Genomic DNA, 16,424 nt, shown 5'->3' on the forward strand with positions numbered 1-16,424 from the left:
TGGTTGTCGGTAGTTGGGCCTTAGCGTATCGACGTCGACTCAGATGCGGCTGAGGTGGGCGCGCAGCGCAGAGACCATCTCGGCGGTGGCGGCCGCGCAGCCGCCCCCGAGCGGAAACAGATTCGCGAAACCGTGCGTCAGTGACCCCATGCAGCGAAAGTCGACGGCATTGCCCGCCGCTCGCAGCGCCGCGGCGTACCGCTCACCCTCGTCTCGTAGGGGGTCGAAACCCGCGACGGTGATCAACGCGGGCGGCAATCCGGACAGCGATTCGGCCAGCAACGGGGAAACCCGTGTATCGGCGGGGTCCACGCCCGAACCGCCCAGATAATGCGACTCGAACCAGTCGATGTCGTCCCTGGTGAGCAAAAAACCATTGGCGAACAGCGACAGCGACCGGGTCTGCGCGGTGAAGTCGGTTCTCGGGTAAATCAACCACTGCAGCGCCGGCTTGGGACCCTGGGGGGCTTCGTCGCGAGCCAGCAGCGACACGACGGCCGCGAGGTTGCCACCGGCACTGTCGCCGCCGACCGCCACCCGGCCGGGCTGCGCGCCCAGATCAGCGGCATGTTCGCACGCCCAGCGAAACGCCGCGTACGCGTCGTCGACTGCGGCCGGGGCCGGGTGCTCAGGGGCCAGCCGGTAGTCGATCGACAGCACCTGGACGTCCGCATCACGGCAGGTCAGCCTGCACAACTGGTCATGGGTGTCCAGATCACCGATCACCCAGCCGCCGCCGTGATAGAAGACCAGCAGCGGCGCAGGGTCGGGGCACGCGGGCCGGTAGTGCCGGGCCGGGATGTCGCCGGCCGGGCCCGGTATCGACACGTCGTCGACCGCAACGTGGATCTGGGGCCCGGGAAACTCGGTCAGCTGCCGCATCTGGGCACGGGCGGTGGCGGGATCGTTGTCGGCCGCGAGCCCACTGAGCCCCATGACCCGCAGGCCGGCCAGCGTCAACTGAAGCGTGGCGTCCAAGGTGTTGCCGTCGATGGTGATCGAGCGTCCGCCCGAGAGCAATCGCTTGGCTCCGCTTGGGATATACGGAATGACCTTCATCGCAGCGCTGGCGGCATTGGCCTGCAGGCGGCCGGTCAGCCCCGATGAGCCGCGCAATGCTCCCAGCGGGGAATTTGAGATGCCTGGCAGACTTCGTGTCATGGCTAGTTCCTTTAGTCCCGTGCTCACGCTCAACGACGGTAATGCCATCCCCGCCGTGGGATTCGGTGTATTTCAGATTCCACCGGCGGACACCGAGCAGGCGGTGGGCGCGGCGCTGCAGGCGGGGTACCGGCATTTCGACACTGCGGCGGCCTATCGTAATGAACGTCAGACCGGGCGTGCGATAGCCGGTTCCGGCGTGCCCAGAGACGAACTGTACGTCGTCACCAAGCTGTGGAACGCCGACCAAGGTTACGACAGCACGCTGGCCGCCTTCGACGCCAGCATGGAGCGCCTCGGGCTGGAATACCTGGACCTTTACTTGGTGCACTGGCCGCTTCCGCAGCAGGGCAAGTTCGTCGACACCTTCAAGGCGTTCGCTCACCTGCGTGACCAGGGGCGGGTCCGCTCGATCGGGGTCAGCAACTTCGAGCCCGAGCACCTGAAGGTCCTGATCGACGCCACGGGCATCGTGCCCGCCGTCAACCAGATCGAGCTGCACCCCCGGCTGCCGCAGAGCGCGCTGCGCGAGGTCCACGCGCGTCTGGGCATCGCCACCGAGGCCTGGGCTCCGCTGGGCCAGGGTTCGTTGCTGAGCCATCCGACCATCACCGCCGTGGCGCAGGCATGCGGCCGGACTCCGGCTCAGGTATTGATTAGGTGGCATATCCAGCTGGGTAATATCGTGATCCCCAAGTCGGTGAACCCCGAGCGGATTGCGAGCAACTTCGACGTGTTCGATTTCGAACTCAGCGAACAGGACATGGCGTCGATCTCTTCGCTCGACGACGGAAACCGGCTTGGTCCTGATCCACGCACCTTCGATTTCACAGGCAGGTGAATGACGTGACTGGCGAGTCGGGCGCCGTCCCTTCGATCGGGCTCAATGACGAAAACACGATGCCGGTGCTCGGCCTCGGTGTCGCGGAACTGTCCGACGCCGAAACCGAACAAGCGGTCTCTGCGGCGCTGGAGATCGGCTGCCGGCTGATCGACACCGCGGCGGTCTACGGCAATGAAGCAGCGGTGGGCCGCGCGATCGCGGCGTCCGGAATTCCGCGCGCGGAGTTGTTCGTCACCACCAAACTCGCCACTGCCGACCAGGGATTCACCAGCGCGCAGGAGGCCCTCAAGGTCAGCCTGGAAAAGCTCGGCCTCGACTACGTCGACCTTTACTTGATCCACTGGCCGGCCCCGCAGCTGGGTAAGTATGTGGACAGTTTCGGTGGCCTGATCCAGCTGCGCGGCAACGGCTACGCCCGCTCAATCGGGGTGTGCAACTTTACTGAGGAGCACCTGTCGATAGTCAGCGAATTGACCTTCGTGACGCCCGCGGTCAACCAGATCGAGCTACACCCCCTGCTCAATCAGGCCGAACTGCGCAGCGTCAACGCGCGACACAACATCGTCACCCAGGCCTACAGCCCACTGGCCGTCGGCCGGCTGCTCGACCACCCGGTGGTGAACTCCGTGGCCGCCGAATACAACCGCACAGCGGCACAGGTTTTGATCCGGTGGAACCTGCAGCTCGGTAACGCGGTCGTCTTCAAATCGGGCAAGGCCGAACGGATCGCCAGCAATTTCGACGTCTTCGATTTCGAGCTCGCCGCCGAGCACATGGACGCGCTCAACGGGCTCAACGACGGCACCCGGGTGCGTGAAGATCCGTTGACCTACACCGGTGCCTGACTTGGCTTGTGCGCGCTAGCTAACCCGTCGGGCAACTCGCCGCAGCGTTGCGCAGGACCTGGGCCGACGCTTCGTCGACGGAGAGCTGATAGCCGCGCAGCACTTCGATGAACTGCATGCCGTATTGACACCAGAACGCGGTGTTCGGCGGCATCCACAGCGCGGGTTGGGAATCGCCCTTGTCCTCGTTGGCCTGACCGGACACGGCCAACAGGTTCGCGGGATCGTTGGCGAAGCGCACCCGTTTGGGCGTCGGCCAGTCGTAGGCCCCCATATCCCAGGCCAGAGCCAGCGGGACGATGTGATCGATCTGCACCGAGGCGCCGACCCGGGCGCCACGCTGAAACGCGATGGTGGCGTTGGTGTACGGGTCGTGCAGTGTGCCGGTGGCCACCGCATCGGGGCAGCGTTTGATCGCCACATATGTCTTGTCGACGAGATCACGGTTGAGGATGTCGTTGCGGGTGTCGCATCCGTTGTGGCCTCCGGGCGCGTCGTTGTCGTCGGTCCAGGCATCGCCGAACGCGGCGCGCCGATAGTCGAAGCGATGAATCCTGTTTGGCACCACTGTGATTCCGGCCAGTACGTCGATGCCCGGCTGTACGGTCGGGACATCGGCACGCGCCGCGAAGTCCCGGGCGCGATCGTTGACCGACGCGGTCATCACCTGGTAGGCGACCACCAGTGCCAGCACAGCGACCGCGAGCAGCCCGAGCAGCGTCTTACGGGTCATGATTTGTCAAGATACTCAATACGTTCGGTCCCGGTGAACGGGGCAGCCAGCAGCGCTAACCCGGAGTGTGCCGGATCCTCGGCGTAGACGCGTTCACAAATCTCGCGCGCGGCCTCGATGACCTGGCGGTGTCGCGAAAGCGACAGTAGCCGCAAGGTGATAGGACGCCCGGATTGACTGCGGCCAAGGACATCTCCTTCGTGACGCTCTTCGAGGTCGAGGTCGGCCAGCGCGAACCCGTCGAGCGTTTCTGCTACTGCACACAGTCGCCGGCCCGCCGCGGAATCTGGTGCCGCCCACGTCGCCAACAGACACAGGCTGGCGTGGGCTCCGCGGCCGATGCGGCCCCGCAGCTGATGCAACTGGCTGATGCCGAACCGGTCGGCATCGAGGACCAGCATCACGGTCGCATTCGGCACATCGACACCGACCTCGATCACTGTGGTGCACACCAACACATCGACATCCCCGGCGCGAAATGCCGCCATCACCGCATCCTTCTCCTCGGCGGGCAGCCTTCCGTGCATGAGACCCAAACGCAGCCCGGCCAGCTGATGACCACGCAATTGGTCGAACAACCCGACCGCTGTCGCCGAAGGCCGTCCGCCCTCTTCGGTTTGGCCGGTGGTGTCGGTCTCGTCGATGCGCGGCGCCACGACGTAGGCCTGCCGACCGGCGGCGACTTCCTCACGGATGCGCTGCCATGCGCGGTCCAGCCACGTCGGCTTGTCGCGCACGAAGATGACGTTGGTAGTGATTGGTTGTCGTCCTCGCGGAAGCTCGCGCAGCGTCGACGTCTCCAGATCGCCGTAGACGGTCAGCGCGACAGTACGCGGTATCGGGGTCGCGGTCATCACCAGCAGGTGCGGTGTGATACCGGCGGGAGCCTTGGCCCGCAATTGATCTCGCTGTTCGACGCCAAACCGGTGCTGCTCGTCGACGACCACCATGCCCAGCCGGTGAAATTCGACGGCGTCCTGCAGCAGCGCGTGGGTGCCGACGACGATGCCGACCTGGCCACTGCTGATCTCGTCGCGGACCTGGTTCTTCTGTCCGGCCGACATCGAGCCGGTCAGCAGAGCGACCCGGGTGCCGTCATCCGCACCGCCGAGTTGGCCCGCCATGGCCAGTGGCCCGAGCACATCACGGATCGATCGGACATGTTGGGCCGCTAGGACTTCCGTCGGCGCCAGCAATGCGCACTGATAGCCGGCATCGACCATCTGCAGCATTGCCAGCACCGACAAGATCGTCTTGCCCGAGCCGACTTCGCCTTGGAGCAGCCGGTTCATCGGGCGATTACCGGCAATTTCGCGTTCCAGGGTGCCCAGCACTTCGCGCTGTCCGTTGGTCAGCTCAAACGGCAACTGTTGCAACAATTTTCGTGCCAGGCCGTCAGACCGCGGCGGTGCTGCCGGGCCGGACTCGGAGAGTTCACCGTGCCGACGCACCACCAGCGCCCACTGCAGACCGACGGCTTCGTCGAAGGTCAGCCGTTTTCGAGCGCGTCGGCGCTCGGCTTCGTCTTCGGTGAGATGGATGGCACGCAGCGCCCGGTCCTCCGAGATCAGGTCGTGCTCGGCGATCACCGCCTCGGGTAGCGGGTCGGGTATCGGGTCGAGCACCGCGAGCACCTGGCGCACGCACGAATAGATGTCCCAGCTCTGCACTTTCGTGCTCGCGGGATAGATCGGGTAGAAGGCCCGTTCGAAAGCCTCCTGCAACACGTCACCGCTGACGGCCTGGGACGCCTCGGCGATCTTGCGCAGCGATCTGCTGCCATGCTCCATGCCGTCCGGGGAGTCCAGCACCAAAAAGTCGGGGTGGGTCAGCTGCATGACGCCCCGGTAGTAGCCCACCTCCCCGGAGAGCATGATGCGGGTTCCTTTGCTGAGCTGGTCGCGGAACCACTTCTTGGGATGAAAGAACGTAGCGGTTACCTTGCTCCCACCCGAGCCGAGGGTGACCACCAGGAACCTCTCGTTGGGGCGTTTCTTCATCGGCTTCAACTCGACCCCGGTGATGGTGTCGACGAGCGTGACGTGCTCGCCCTGCGGCGGCCGTTCGTCGGCGGCACCACGCACCGTGGCTCCCTCGACGTAGCTGCGCGGGTAATGGCGCAACAGGTCGTCGACGGTGCGGAACCCGAATGCCCGCTCGAGCGGTTTGGCGGACTTGCCGCCCAGGACGGAATCGAGCCGGTCGCCCAGCGTGGCCATCGCTACTCGACCCCGATCAACAACGCGTCACCGCGATGCCCGGTGTAATACGTCACCAATTCGATTCCCGGATGGTTGTCGTGCACGTGTTGTTGCAGTGCGTCGGCCACATCCACTTGGATGTTCGCCCCTACCAAGACCGTTACCAATTCACCTCCGGGCGCCAGCATCAGATCGAGCAGGCCGATGGCAGCCCGGGTGATATCGGGGGCCACGATCAGCACCTCATCGCCGGCGATGCCCAATCCATCGCCGGGCTCGCAGGTGCCGGCGAACGTCAGCGCTTTTTCGGTTGCCACACGCACTGATCCGTGCCGGGCGGTGCCGACAGCCTGCGCCATGGTGTAGCCGTCGTCGACGGCTTGGCGTCCCGGATCGTGCACCGCGAGCGCCGCCAACCCCTGCACCATCGATCCGGTGGGCAGTGGCACCACGTCGATGCCCCATCCGATGGCGGCCGTGCAACCGGCTACCAGTTCTTCGGCCGTCACATAGCCGTTGGGCAACACCATCACCTGCGCGGCGCCGGTGTCCACGACACCGCGCAGCAGCTGGCGCGCGGTGAGCGCCGTCGTCGGGTCGGGGGCGTCCGGGTCGGGCAGCAGCACACAGGCGCCTTCACTGGCGAACAACTCGGCCGCGCCGTCGCCGTCGACAACGGCCAGCACGGCCCGCTCGCGAGTCCAGCTACCCGGCGGCAGGCCGGTAGCGCCAGCGGTCAGCGCCGAGATCTGGATCCGGCGGGGTTTGCCGAAGATCAGGCCTGCCTCGACGGCGGCGCCGGCGTCGTCGGTGTGGACGTGGACCGAGTAGCCGCCGGCGCCGGCACCCTCGGAGGCGGATGTAGCGATGGCCACCGAGTCACCCAGTTGGCCGAGCCGTTCGCGCAGCGCGTCCGCGCCCGCACTATCGCAGCCATCCAGCAGATACATCACCTCGAACTGCGGTGCCGCGGGTTCGGGACCCGGCTCTGCCGGTTCACGCCGCGGTGACGGCTCGTAGACGGTGCGGGCCGGTGCATGGCCGCTGATGGTCGAACGCAGTGCGTCGAGCAGCACCAACAGGCCGCGTCCTCCGGCGTCCACCACTCCGGCTTCGCTGAGCACGTCGAGCTGCTCAGGGGTTTTTTCCAGCGCAATCGCGGCGGCATCGCCGGCAGCGGTGATCGCCCGGGCCAGCTCCTCGCCGGCGTCGGCGCACTCCTCGACGGCGCCCGCGGCGGCCTGCAGCACCGACACGATCGTGCCGGGAACCTCCCGGCCGCCCATCGAGGCCACGACCAAGTCGACACCATGCCACAACGCCGCCCCCAGCAGCGCGGCGTCGATGCTGGGCAACTGTCCACCCGCTGTTGCGGCCGCGTCGGCGGTGACGTCGGCGATACCGCGCAGGATCTGGGACAGGATCACCCCGGAATTGCCGCGGGCACCGTGTAGAGCGCCCATCGACAGCGCGGCCGCCACCTGGGCGACGTCGTCGGTGTCGGCGCCGGTTTTGGCCTCGGCCAGCGCCGAACGCATGGTGAACAGCATGTTCGTCCCGGTGTCGGCGTCGGCGACGGGGAACACATTAAGCCGGTTGATCTCGTCGATGTGGGTGATCAGGTCGCTGACGGCGGTGTGCGCCCAATCACGCAACGCGGACGCGTCCAGCAGGCGATCCGGTGTGTCCCGTCGAGACAGCTGGCCCACCTCCTTGCGCCTCCTGTAGTGGGCGCCAGCCTATCCAGTGACGCCGACAGGACTGGTCATAAGGCATTCGGCCGTGTTGAGCGTTTTGGTGGTTCCGCTTACCGGCGGCTATCCTGGTCGGGTTGTTCTGGCCACCCGTAACCTGGTCGTTGGCCCCAGAGATTTGAGGAGTTTCAGCTATGGCCGCCGTCTGCGACATCTGCGGTAAAGGCCCCGGCTTCGGCAAGTCGGTGTCGCACTCGCATCGCCGGACCAGCCGTCGCTGGGATCCCAACATCCAGACGGTGCACGCCGTGACCCGTCCCGGCGGCAACAAGCAGCGGCTCAACGTGTGCGCCTCGTGCATCAAGGCCGGAAAGGTTGTGCGCGGCTAGGCGCTCCCGCGAGCTGAGTCCGGCCGCTGGGAAATAGCTCGCAGGACGGCGGGATCGCCGGCGCAGCGTCCCTTTCCCATAGACCCGGAGAAACATTCCGCTGTGCCGCCGGGAGGATCTAGTAGGCGTGGCAGACGCGCCAGTCCCAATTCATCGGGAAGGTCCACAAACGCTCCGCCGTCACCGCGCTGGTCGTCACCTGGGCACCATTGATACGGGTTCGCGGGTAACGGGGAAGATCCATTAACGGGGGCGTCGGGTCGGCTGGGACGGTTGTCGCCGACGGCGCAGCGGTTGGGTTTCGCCATGAGCTGGCCCGCCACGGCATCAACGGCCAATTTCGCCCGCGCAGCAGATACGGCTCGCGATATTAGCCGGAATAGCGTCCTGATTTGCTCTCACGGAACCCATAAGGGAGGGGGCCAATGCGGAGGCGCCGGAGGATTATCGCCATCCCAAATACCCGGAGATACATTGCCCTGACCGGCCGGTACTACGTAGTAGGTGTGGCAGACATCCCAGTTCCAGTTTGGTGGACTTGTAACGAAGGGGCCGCCGGGGCCTCCCCCCGGATCATCCCCTGGGCACCAATGGTAGGGCCCGCCTTCGAGGAACGGGCCATGATATTGCGGCGCAACACGGGGCTCGGCCTGGGCGCTACCCGCGGCCAGTGCCAACCCCGCTACCGCGACGCCGGACAGCAGCGCACCGGCTGCGATCCGTGTCAGGGCGTGGCTGGTGTTCATGGTTGGTTCCTTTCCGGCGTGATGCTGTGCAATTATGCCGGTGAGCGGGCGGTCGCCGGAGGCAATTAGGCATTACGCCCACATTTGGACCGATGTGCGTTTTGCTGGTGCCACAGCATGGGTAAATTTGCCTATTTCTGCTCGACGACCGCCCCGTGCGGTCTCGACCCAACCGATGGTCCCGAAATCGCGAAAGGCTAAGGGACTAGTGAAGACGCTCAAACCACGACCTGGGCATGTTCCAGCCATTGGCCTCCGATGGTCTTGTGGAGGTGCGCCGCGCTGTCGGCCACCTACGGCAGACGCCAGTCGATGGGCTCGGCACCCATCCCCACCAACAGCTCGTTGGCGCGGCTGAACGGCCGCGAGCCGAAGAAACCCCGCGACGCCGACAGCGGCGAAGGGTGTGGCGATTCGATCGCGACACAGTCTTGACCGACCAGCATGGGTTTGAGCGTCGATGCGTCGCGGCCCCACAGGATTGCCACGATCGGCTTGCCGCGATTGACCAGGGCGCGGATCGCACACTCGGTGACGACCTCCCAGCCCTTGCCCCGATGTGACGCAGGGTTGCCCGGCTGCACGGTGAGCACCCTGTTGAGCAGCATCACCCCACGCTGCGCCCACGGCGTCAGGTCACCACACGACGGCACGGGGTATCCCAGATCACTTGTGTATTCGGCGAAAATGTTCTCCAGGCTGCGCGGCAGCGGGCGTACTCCCGCGCCCACCGAGAAGCTCAAACCCACCGCATGCCCCGGCGTCGGATACGGGTCCTGTCCCACGATCAACACGCGCACCTGATCGAAGGGAAATGTAAAGGCGCGCAACACATTCGCACCTGAGGGCAAATAGCTTCGGCCCGCGGCGATTTCGGCGCGCAGGAACTGTCCCATCTCGGCGACCTTCTCGCCGACCGGCTCCAATGCCCGCGCCCAGCCTTCTTCGATCAGTTCACGCAGCGGCCGTGGGGTCACGCCAGCTCCTTCGCCAACAACACCACGCTGCACGGTCACTGTTGCTCTCCTTTGTCCCTTAGTTATCTGCCGGGCTGAACGCCTCCCAGCCCGCATATCCCTGCCACTCCTTGCCGTCGATGAGCACCCGCGCCGGCCCGTCGAGGACCCGCCCGATGACACGCCAGCCCGGCGGGACCGGCCCGGTGAACGCCGCGAGCAGGGCATGATCCTCTCCCCCGCCGAGCACCCACGACCAGGGGTCGGTGTCCACGGCCTCGCCGGCGGCCACCAGCGCATCATGATCAGCGGCCAACGCGTCGGTGGCCAGATCGATGCCCACACCGGATGCCTGGGCGATGTGCCGCAGATCGCCAACCAGGCCGTCGGACACGTCGATCATCGCCTGCGCGCCCGCCTCGGCGGCGGCCAGGCCCTGCCCGTATGGCGGCTGCGGCACCAGATGGCGTCGCCGCAAGTCGTCGAACATCTGAACATCTTTACGCCACAACGTATATCCGGCTGCAGAATAGCCGAGCTCGCCAACGACGGCGACGGCCGAACCCGGCCGCGCGCCGGAGCGCAGCACGGGCGCTCGGCCGTCCAGATCACCCAACACCGTCACCGACACCACCCATTGCGGGCAGTCCACCAGGTCTCCGCCGGCGATACCCGCACCGACCCGTTCGGCCTCCGCCCACATACCGTCGGCCAGCGCGTTGACGTGCCGGGCCGAGGTGTGGGCCGGCGCCCCGAAGCCGACCACGAACGCGGTGGGGTGACCGCCCATCGCCTCGATGTCGGCGGCGTTCTGTGCGATAGCTTTCCGGCCGACGTCGTGGGGCGTCGACCAATCCAGCCGGAAGTGTCGACCCTCGACCAACATGTCGGTCGAGACCAGGACCCGGCCGTCCCCCGCGGCCACGACCGCGGCGTCATCGCCGGGGCCCAACTCGACTGCGGCCGGCTGGCGTCGACCTCGCACCACCTGGTGGATCGTGGCGAACTCGCCGATCTCGCCGAGCGTTCGATCAGGTGTCACGCCACCTCCTGGCCGATTGGCAGGTAGCTTTACTCCGCCGACTTCGGGAGTGTAAGCGCGATGGACAACTACGAGGGGCCGCCACGCGCGGCGCTGATCGCTGCGCTGGTGTTGGCCGTTGGCGCCATCGGTGTCGTGCTGGCGGTCGCGGCCACCCGTCATCCGCCGCGGCAACCGGTCGTCGTGGCCGCCGTGCCGGCGCCGCATACGGACAACGCGGCATGCCGGGCACTTTTTGACGCATTGCCGCAGCGGCTCGGCGACTACCAGCGGGCGCCGATCGCGCAGCCGACGCCCCCAGGCGCCGCCGCGTGGCGCGCCGGGGGCGACGGCGAACCGGTTGTGCTGCGGTGCGGACTCGACCGGCCGGCCGATTTCGTGGTGGGCGCGCCCATCCAGGTCGTCGACGGGGTGCAGTGGTTTGCGCTGCGCCAGGATGATCGCTCCACCTGGTACACCGTCGACCGCCCGGTGTATGTGGCGCTGACGCTGCCGCCCGGCTCGGGTCCGACGCCCATCCAGCAGCTGTCGGATCTGATCGACCAGGTGATGCCGGCCGTGCCGATCAACCCGGGCCGAGGTACTTAGCGCAGGCCCGTCCCGCGTGCCAACGCCGTGTCGACCATGGTGGCCAGCAAGGTCGGATAATCCACGCCGCTGGCCGCCCACATCCGCGGATACATCGAGATCGTGGTGAAGCCGGGCATGGTGTTGACTTCGTTGATCAGCGGCCCATCGTCGGTGAGGAAGAAGTCCACCCGGGCCAGCCCCTGGCAGTCGATCGCCCGGAACGCCCGGATGGCCAGCTCACGAACGGCTTCGCTGATGTCGTCGTCGAGCTTGGCCGGCACGTCCAATTCCGCGCCGTCGTCGAGATATTTGGTCGCAAAGTCATAGAACGGGTCTTCGCGTCCGCGCACACCGGCCACCCGGATCTCCCCGACCGTGCTCGCTTGAACTGTGCCATCCGGGAATTCGAGCACACCGCATTCGAGTTCCCGGCCGACGACCGCGGCCTCGATGATGACCTTCGGATCATGTTGCCGTGCTTGGGAAATCGCGGCTGGCAACGACTCCCAGTCGGCTATCCGACTGACTCCGATCGACGACCCGCCGCGGGCAGGCTTGACGAAGACCGGTAGTCCCAGCCGTTCACGTTGCGCGGCATCCAAAGTCGGTTGCGCGGCCCGCAGCACCGCGTGCGCCCCGACCGGAAGCCCTTCGGCAATCAGCAGCTTTTTGGTGAATTCCTTGTCCATCCCTGTGGCGCTGGCCAGCACTCCGGCACCCACATAGGGCACACCGGCCATCTCCAACAGCCCCTGGATCGTGCCGTCTTCGCCGTACGGGCCATGCAGCACCGGAAACACGACGTCGACCGACGCCAGCACGTCAGCTCCGCCGGGCGCCAGCGACACCAGCTGACCGGCTCGCTGTGGGTCGGCGGGCAAAGCCAGCTCCGTCCCCGAACTAGCAGCGACTCCGGGCAGTTGCCGATTGGTGATCGCCAATGCGTCGGGGTCGTTATCGGTGAGCACCCACGAGCCGTCCGGGGTGATCCCGACCGCAACGACATCGAACCGCTCCGGATCCAGATTGCGCAGGATGCTGCCGGCCGAGACACAGGAAATGGCGTGCTCGTTGCTGCGTCCGCCGAACACAACGGCGACGCGGACACGGCCACGGGCACTCACAACCTAGAGAGGCTACCGGGCATCGTGCCGGGATATCAGGTGACGACCCGTGGCGACCGGCTAGCGCCCGCGATCGTCACTCCGGCTTGGTGCTACGCCCGAGCAGCAACAACACCGCTTCGCCGACCGACAGTCCCTTATGGCACACCCGGTGTACCGCGTCGGTGAGCGGCATTTCGACGTCGTAGCTGGATGCCAGCGCCAGCACCGACTGGCACGACGTCACCCCCTCCACCACGTGGCCCTCGCGCGCTTGCAGCGCTGAATCCATCGTCCCGCCCCGGCCCAGGCACTCGCCGAACGACCGGTTGCGCGAATGCGGCGAGATGCAGGTGGCCACCAGGTCCCCCACTCCGGCCAGGCCGGCCAGCGTTGTTCCTTTGGCCCCCAAGGCAATTCCGAGCCGCATGATCTCGGCCAAGCCGCGGGTGACGATCGCCGCCGCGGTGTTCTCGCCAAGGCCGACACCGGCTGCCATTCCGCAGGCCAGCGCGATGACGTTCTTGCACGCACCGCCGATCTCGGTGCCGATCACGTCGGCGTTGGTGTAGGGACGGAAGTAGCCGGTGTTCAGCATTCGCTGCACTGCCACCGCACGACCGGAGTCGCTGCAGGCCACCACGGTGGCGGCGGGCTGGCCCTCGGCGATCTCGCTGGCCAGGTTCGGTCCGGAGATCACCGCGACCTGCGCAGGGTCGACGCCGGTCACCGCGACGATGACCTGGCTCATCCGCATCAGCGTGCCCAATTCGATGCCTTTGGCGAGGCTGACCAGCGTCGCACCCTCGCGGAACAACCCCGTCCACTGCTCGAGATTGGCCCGCATCGTCTGCGCGGGCACTCCCAGCAGGACCGTCGAGGCTGAGCTGAGCGCCTCAGCGGCGTCGTTGGTGGCGCGGATCGATGACGGCAGCACAACCCCGGGCAGGTAGGCGGAGTTGCACCGGGTGGCGTTGATCTCTTCGGCGACCTCGGATCGGCGCGCCCACAAGATGACGTCGACGACGCCCGCGTCGGCCAGCACCTTCGCCAGCGCGGTGCCCCACGCACCGGCCCCCATCACTGCAGTCGTGCCAGTCACCTGTGCAACCCTAACCTGGCGACGATGCAGTGGGCGCAGCCCGCACAGGCCGGCACCCGACGCTGGCAGGATTACCGTATGGGCGGCATACGAGCTGGTGATGTCGGCCTGATCATTGCCGTCAAGCGGCTGGCCGCCGCGAAGAGCCGCCTGGCGCCGGTGTTCTCAGCGTCGACCCGGGAAAATGTGGTGCTGGCCATGCTGGTCGACACCCTCACCGCAGCCGGCGGCGTTACGGCGCTGCGCTCGATCACCGTCATCACACCCGACGACGCCGCAGCCGCGGCAGCGAGGGAACACGGCGCCGATGTGCTCGCCGACCCCACGCCTGAAGGTCATCCCGACCCCCTGAACAGCGCCATTGCCGCGGCCGAAGAGGTGGTGAGCCAATCAACGCCCAATATCGTTGTGCTGCAAGGAGATTTACCGGCGCTGCAGACACAGGAACTCACTGAAGCGATCCGTGCGGCGCGCGCCTACCGGCGCAGTTTCGTCTCCGACCGGCTTGGTACCGGAACCTCGGTACTCTGCGCGTTCGGCGATGCACTCAACCCACAGTTCGGCGCGGACTCTGCCGCGCGGCACCGGCGTTCGGGGGCGATCGAGCTGACCGGGGCATGGCCCGGCCTGCGCTGCGATATCGACACCCCCGCCGACCTGGCCGTCGCGCGCCGCCTCGGAGTGGGTCCTGCGACGGCCCGCGCGATTGGGACCGCCCGGTGAGCTATGCACCAACTGCGCATCGAAGTCGGCCGCTCGGTGGCAACACCACCCGCTGATGGGCAATGATCAAAGTGTGACCGAAACCGAAGCCAGGGCAGCCACGGCCGCCGAGGAGCGGCCTGACCAGCGGATGTGGCATCCGGGTGACTCCGCGCCGGGCGCACCACCTGCCGCGACGGCGGCCGCGGCCTCCGTCGAAGATGAGCTTCCCGAGCACCGCTACCTCAACCGGGAACTGAGCTGGCTGGACTTCAATGCGCGCGTGCTCGCGCTCGCGGCCGACACCTCGCTGCCGTTGCTCGAGCGGGCTAAATTCCTGGCGATCTTCGCCTCCAACCTCGACGAGTTCTACATGGTTCGCGTCGCGGGCCTCAAACGCCGCGATGAGATGGGCTTGTCGGTGCGCTCCGCGGACGGATTGACCCCGCGAGAGCAATTGCGACGCATCGGAGAGCAGACCCAACAGATCGCCAGCCGGCACGCGCGCGTGTTCCTCGACTCCGTGCGGCCCGCGCTCGCCGACGAGGGCATCCACGTTGTCACCTGGGCCGACCTGAACGACGACGAACGCGACCGACTTTCCGAGTACTTCCACGAGCAGGTGTTCCCCGTCCTCACGCCGTTGGCGGTCGACCCGGCCCACCCATTCCCGTTCGTCAGCGGGCTGAGCCTCAATCTCGCGGTCACCGTGAAGCGACCCGACGATGGCGGCACTCACTTCGCCCGGGTCAAGGTGCCCGACAACGTCGATCGCTTCGTCGAACTCAAAGCGAGTGAGGATCGCGATGGCAAGGTGCAGGTCCGGTTCCTGCCAATGGAGGAACTGATCGCGGCCTTCCTTCCGGTGCTCTTCCCCGGGTTGGAGATTGTCGAGCACCACGTGTTCCGCATTACCCGCAACGCCGATTTCGAAGTCGAGGAGGACCGCGACGAGGATCTGCTGCAAGCGCTGGAGCGGGAACTGGCGCGGCGGCGGTTCGGGTCACCGGTGCGGCTCGAGGTGGCCGACGACATGACCGAGAGCATGTTGGAGTTGCTGCTGCGCGAACTCGATGTGCATCCTGGCGACGTCATCGAGGTGCCGGGGCTGCTCGACCTGTCCTCGCTGTGGCAGATCTACGATCTCGACCGTCCGGCGCTGAAGGACCCGGCATTCGTTCCGGCCACGCACCCGGCGTTCGCCGAGAAGGAAACTCCCAAAAGCATCTTCGCCACACTGCGGGAGGGCGATGTGCTGGTGCATCACCCGTACGATTCGTTTTCCACCAGCGTGCAGCGATTCATCGAGCAAGCGGCCGCCGACCCGGGCGTGCTGGCAATCAAGCAAACGCTGTATCGCACCTCGGGTGATTCACCGATCGTCACCGCACTCATCGACGCTGCCGAAGCCGGCAAGCAGGTGGTAGCGCTGGTCGAGATCAAGGCACGCTTCGACGAACAGGCCAACATTCGTTGGGCACGTGCACTCGAGCAGGCGGGCGTGCATGTGGTGTACGGGCTGGTGGGCTTGAAAACACATTGCAAGACCTGTTTGGTGGTGCGGCGCGAAGGTTCGACGATTCGTCGTTACTGCCACGTCGGCACCGGCAACTACAACAGCAAGACCGCCCGACTCTATGAAGACATCGGCCTGCTTACCGCCGACCCCGACATCGGCGCTGATCTCACCGACCTGTTCAACTCGCTGACCGGTTATTCGCGCAAGCTGTCCTACCGCAACCTTCTGGTGGCGCCGCAGGGCATCCGCACCGGCATCATCGAGCGTGTTGAGCGTGAGATCGCCGCGCACCGCCAAAGCGGCGACGGGCGCATCCGATTGAAGATGAATGCACTCGTCGACGAACAGGTCATCGACGCGCTCTACCGCGCATCGCAAGCCGGCGTGCGTGTCGAGGTGGTGGTGCGTGGCATCTGTGCGCTGCGGCCCGGTATGGAGGGGTTCTCCGAAAACATCACAGTGCGGTCAATTCTCGGTCGCTTTTTGGAGCACTCGCGAATCATCCACTTCCGCTCCATCAACGAGTTCTGGATCGGGAGCGCCGACATGATGCACCGCAACCTCGACCGGCGCGTCGAGGTGATGGTTCAAGTCAAAGACCCCAGGCTCACGGCGCAACTCGACGACATTTTCACCTCGGCGCTAGACCCGGCAACCCGGTGCTGGGAGCTGGGAGCGGACGGACAATGGACGGCGTCACCACGGGCTGGCCATACCGTCCGCGATCATCAGGTATCACTGATGGAGCGACACCGCAGTCCGTGATCGAAATTCACATCTCGCCCCCTCGGCCAACGGGCGATGCGCCGTCTGCGCG

Annotated in this window: 15 protein-coding genes; 7 read left to right on the forward strand and 8 right to left on the reverse strand. The window is 66.3% G+C overall.

The window, feature by feature from the left end; translation table 11 throughout:
* Positions 1-39: 39 nt before the first annotated feature.
* The gene (locus MSP7336_RS21125) at positions 40-1,161 is read right to left on the reverse strand and encodes an alpha/beta hydrolase (protein ID WP_069394970.1); all 1,122 of its coding nucleotides are present in this window, start codon (positions 1,159-1,161) and stop codon (positions 40-42) included.
* On the opposite strand from MSP7336_RS21125, the gene MSP7336_RS21130 reads away from it, so the two are divergent.
* Entirely contained in the window at positions 1,160-2,002 is an 843-nt protein-coding gene (locus tag MSP7336_RS21130) for an aldo/keto reductase (RefSeq protein ID WP_069394971.1), read from the forward strand. The two genes, MSP7336_RS21125 and MSP7336_RS21130, sit on opposite strands and share 2 nt — an antisense overlap.
* Positions 2,003-2,007: 5 nt before the next feature.
* The gene (locus MSP7336_RS21135) at positions 2,008-2,850 is read left to right on the forward strand and encodes an aldo/keto reductase (protein WP_069395168.1); all 843 of its coding nucleotides are present in this window, start codon (positions 2,008-2,010) and stop codon (positions 2,848-2,850) included.
* A gap of 19 nt (positions 2,851-2,869) precedes the next feature.
* Here MSP7336_RS21135 and MSP7336_RS21140 read toward each other — a convergent pair whose 3' ends face one another.
* From MSP7336_RS21140 to MSP7336_RS21150, 3 genes are read right to left on the reverse strand one after another with little or no spacing between them, the layout of a single operon-like run.
* Positions 2,870-3,583: an HNH endonuclease family protein gene (locus MSP7336_RS21140; protein WP_069394972.1), complete on the reverse strand. Its 714-nt coding sequence runs from the start codon at positions 3,581-3,583 to the stop codon at positions 2,870-2,872.
* A complete protein-coding gene (gene recG / locus MSP7336_RS21145; RefSeq protein WP_069394973.1) occupies positions 3,580-5,802 on the reverse strand; it encodes an ATP-dependent DNA helicase RecG in 2,223 nt (740 codons plus the stop codon). Before recG ends, MSP7336_RS21140 begins: the two co-directional genes overlap by 4 nt.
* A gap of 2 nt (positions 5,803-5,804) precedes the next feature.
* Entirely contained in the window at positions 5,805-7,493 is a 1,689-nt protein-coding gene (locus MSP7336_RS21150) for a DAK2 domain-containing protein (protein WP_069394974.1), read from the reverse strand.
* A gap of 179 nt (positions 7,494-7,672) precedes the next feature.
* On the opposite strand from MSP7336_RS21150, the gene rpmB reads away from it, so the two are divergent.
* Both rpmB and MSP7336_RS23915 read left to right on the forward strand, forming a co-directional pair.
* Positions 7,673-7,867: a 50S ribosomal protein L28 gene (rpmB, locus tag MSP7336_RS21155; protein WP_069394975.1), complete on the forward strand. Its 195-nt coding sequence runs from the start codon at positions 7,673-7,675 to the stop codon at positions 7,865-7,867.
* A 620-nt stretch (positions 7,868-8,487) separates the two neighbouring features.
* Positions 8,488-8,682, forward strand: coding sequence for a hypothetical protein (locus MSP7336_RS23915; RefSeq protein WP_069394976.1), 195 nt, complete (start codon positions 8,488-8,490; stop codon positions 8,680-8,682).
* A 224-nt stretch (positions 8,683-8,906) separates the two neighbouring features.
* Here MSP7336_RS23915 and MSP7336_RS21165 read toward each other — a convergent pair whose 3' ends face one another.
* Together MSP7336_RS21165 and MSP7336_RS21170 are read right to left on the reverse strand one after the other, a co-directional pair.
* The gene (locus MSP7336_RS21165) at positions 8,907-9,590 is read right to left on the reverse strand and encodes a uracil-DNA glycosylase (protein ID WP_069394977.1); all 684 of its coding nucleotides are present in this window, start codon (positions 9,588-9,590) and stop codon (positions 8,907-8,909) included.
* Between the two features lie 58 nt (positions 9,591-9,648).
* Positions 9,649-10,611: a thiamine-phosphate kinase gene (locus tag MSP7336_RS21170; RefSeq protein ID WP_069394978.1), complete on the reverse strand. Its 963-nt coding sequence runs from the start codon at positions 10,609-10,611 to the stop codon at positions 9,649-9,651.
* A gap of 60 nt (positions 10,612-10,671) precedes the next feature.
* Here MSP7336_RS21170 and MSP7336_RS21175 point away from each other — a divergent pair, with 60 nt between their 5' ends.
* Positions 10,672-11,199, forward strand: coding sequence for a DUF3515 domain-containing protein (locus MSP7336_RS21175; RefSeq protein ID WP_069394979.1), 528 nt, complete (start codon positions 10,672-10,674; stop codon positions 11,197-11,199).
* On the opposite strand, the gene MSP7336_RS21180 is transcribed toward MSP7336_RS21175, so the two are convergent.
* Positions 11,196-12,305 (reverse strand): D-alanine--D-alanine ligase family protein, encoded by a 1,110-nt coding sequence (locus tag MSP7336_RS21180; protein WP_069394980.1) that lies wholly within the window; start codon positions 12,303-12,305, stop codon positions 11,196-11,198. The genes MSP7336_RS21175 and MSP7336_RS21180 overlap by 4 nt on opposite strands.
* A 76-nt stretch (positions 12,306-12,381) precedes the next feature.
* Positions 12,382-13,365 (reverse strand): NAD(P)H-dependent glycerol-3-phosphate dehydrogenase, encoded by a 984-nt coding sequence (locus tag MSP7336_RS21185; protein ID WP_069394981.1) that lies wholly within the window; start codon positions 13,363-13,365, stop codon positions 12,382-12,384.
* Between the two features lie 99 nt (positions 13,366-13,464).
* Here MSP7336_RS21185 and cofC point away from each other — a divergent pair, with 99 nt between their 5' ends.
* A complete protein-coding gene (cofC, locus tag MSP7336_RS21190; RefSeq protein ID WP_069395169.1) occupies positions 13,465-14,109 on the forward strand; it encodes a 2-phospho-L-lactate guanylyltransferase in 645 nt (214 codons plus the stop codon).
* A gap of 52 nt (positions 14,110-14,161) precedes the next feature.
* Positions 14,162-16,372, forward strand: coding sequence for an RNA degradosome polyphosphate kinase (locus MSP7336_RS21195; RefSeq protein ID WP_113965164.1), 2,211 nt, complete (start codon positions 14,162-14,164; stop codon positions 16,370-16,372).
* Positions 16,373-16,424 lie beyond the last annotated feature (52 nt).

Origin of the sequence: Mycobacterium shimoidei (assembly GCF_900417275.1) — a bacterium.
Lineage (GTDB): Bacteria > Actinomycetota > Actinomycetes > Mycobacteriales > Mycobacteriaceae > Mycobacterium > Mycobacterium shimoidei.